At 39.2% G+C, this 2,307-nt stretch carries 2 protein-coding genes and 1 pseudogene; 2 read left to right on the top strand and 1 reads right to left on the bottom strand.

All coding sequences use genetic code 11. The features are described 5' to 3' along the window. On the bottom strand, positions 1-1,076 hold a 1,076-nt coding region (locus tag NNO02_RS23065; protein WP_271455855.1), incomplete at its 3' end, for an NAD(P)-binding domain-containing protein. A 291-nt stretch (positions 1,077-1,367) separates the two neighbouring features. Here NNO02_RS23065 and NNO02_RS23060 point away from each other — a divergent pair. Both NNO02_RS23060 and NNO02_RS23055 read left to right on the top strand, forming a co-directional pair. Beyond that, a complete protein-coding gene (locus NNO02_RS23060; RefSeq protein ID WP_271442807.1) occupies positions 1,368-1,886 on the top strand; it encodes a ClbS/DfsB family four-helix bundle protein in 519 nt (172 codons plus the stop codon). Positions 1,887-2,034: 148 nt separating this feature from the next. Then, a pseudogene (locus NNO02_RS23055) lies at positions 2,035-2,266 on the top strand (ISL3 family transposase); the annotation flags it as partial. Positions 2,267-2,307: the final 41 nt, after the last annotated feature.

The raw sequence follows: 2,307 nt of genomic DNA, 5'->3' as shown, positions 1-2,307 counted from the left end.
CTATTTAGATTGACCGATACCCCCATACTCTTCAAATCATTAATGAATTCTAACGGTTCAACATAGATCGCTTGTCTATAAACACCTGGTTTGGCTCTGTTTTCCGTATATTGCTTCAGACAGGCAACAACTGGTAAAGCTGTCAGTCCATAGGCATCACCATGTGATATTGTTATCTCGATCTCTTCATGGGAACCCTCACCACGAAGATGCAATAATGCAAAACGTTCATTATTACATAGCATTTTCAATGTAAAAGCGAACATTCTTGCGACTAACCTAATGAATTTAGGTGATATTTTTACCAGAAAGAGAAATATTGGCATCATGATGTAGTCAATAAAGACTCCAAAACCAGCAGCGAAGAATCCAGCATTCTTCAAGGTTGGTATATATGACGTGAGAAACCGCATTTCATCTAGGTCTATAGGGAAAAAGTGCTGATTTTTATCTCTTAAAGAGAAGCGCACTATCTTCATTCCGGTACACCACTTCCCTTCTTCTAAAAAACACATCTTGGTGGACAGTACATCTTCCATAAACGTGATCATTGCCTGTTCTGAGAGAGTTTTCTCTCCCCAGTCAACGCCGAATGAACTATAAACATTAATTGTCGACAGACCTGGCGATACTTTCTCTGCAAACCTCGCCATAGCAGCTGGGATGCCTGGGTGATAACCTCCATCGGTAATATAAACAATACCAGCTTCATGGATCTTTTGCTGATAAGACTCTAATATCAGACGCTTTCGATCACTGCATAAAAAAATATCCAGACAATCTGTTTTTGTGTCTAATGCAGCATCGATCACACTAGGTAGTTTTTCAGCCGAGCTGATGGCAATAACTACCATATCTATACTTTTAAAAGCTAAATTAAGAGAAAGCGAGTTGTCTAAGGATACTGTGAAGAAAGCAGGAGAGACCGTCGACACAGATTCTAACTCCTGTTGCAGTTGCTCTAGCCGGTTGTTATCCCGGCCGATCAATACCACATCATGGACACCATTCTCAATTAAAGTTAATGCGATCGTTCTCCCCGCCCTTCCGGTTGCTCCAAGAATACCGATTCTCATTTCCATCCCTCTTTGACATGTTTGTAAGAATTCATGAACCCAACAAAAACCCATCATATGTTACTTTTGTTGCTAACAACACTATCCTACTGTAAATACTCCTTTTTTAGTTACATTCAACTTTTGAGTGCCCTGTCAGAATTACCCTGGCCCAAAATACGTCCTCTCGAGAACTTATTATCTAGAGGTTTTCTGTATCTATCAGTGTCTTCCCCTGTTATGGTAGGTAGTACTTTTCAAACACCACTCAGCGCCTTTATGATGACTCATTTAAAATGAGAGGATTTCCGTATGAGTGTGCCTCAAACGAAAGCTGAATTACTTTTCGCCATTGATAAAAGCTTCAGTAAATTAATTAGTTACCTTAAAGTAATCCCGCCTGGAATCACAATAGATAACTCAATGGATGGGCACGCAAAAGGAACGAAGATGAGTGTCCGTGACCTTGTTTCGTATCTAATAGGATGGAACTCTCTTGTTGTAAAGTGGATCACTTCCGATGCAAAAGGTTTGCCTGTCGATTTTCCAGAAACAGGTTATAAATGGAACCAACTTGGTCTTCTTGCACAAAAATTTTACTCAGATTACAGTGAGTTAGGTTATGATTTATTAATAGCTGAACTTCATACTGTAAAAAATGAAATTGTGAAAATTATTGATGAGCGAACCGATGACGTTTTATATGGAAGGCCATGGTACACAAAATGGACGATGGGGAGAATGATCTCATTTAACACATCCTCACCTTATTCCAATGCTAATGGAAGATTAAGAAAATGGGCAAAAAGCAATAACATCATTTTAAAGTAATCATTTAGCGTGAAATTATATAAGTGGATAACCTCTCTGCGTCCACATTTTCAATTTTTCCATGTCGTGACTGGTTGATTCCTCGTTTCTTCATGAAGGTGTAAGTTCTATGAACGTAACAGTCGGCATAGCAAAATACCTCCAGCCATCACTGGCCGTAAACTGTTATATACCAATGTTGAATAATGCAGCTATAACCGTCACAAAACTACTGTACAGGATACGTCATCGAGTTTCGGATGGCAATGAAGAGGCGCTGAACAGTAAGTCAGACTACTGACAATAAAAGCGAGAGGATACTGGAGTAGCGCCATTTCAAGTTGGGATTGATGTTGCACTATCGAAATCTGAATACGACATTCAGAGTCTTCCTACCATAATCGAAGAAGAGCATTAGCATAAAAACCATTAAGTAAGAATT

The organism is Citrobacter sp. Awk 2 (assembly GCF_028069815.1).
Lineage (GTDB): Bacteria > Pseudomonadota > Gammaproteobacteria > Enterobacterales > Enterobacteriaceae > Citrobacter.
The sequence above is the reverse complement of the archived record's forward strand: the minus strand, read 5'-3'. Positions and strand labels throughout refer to the sequence as shown.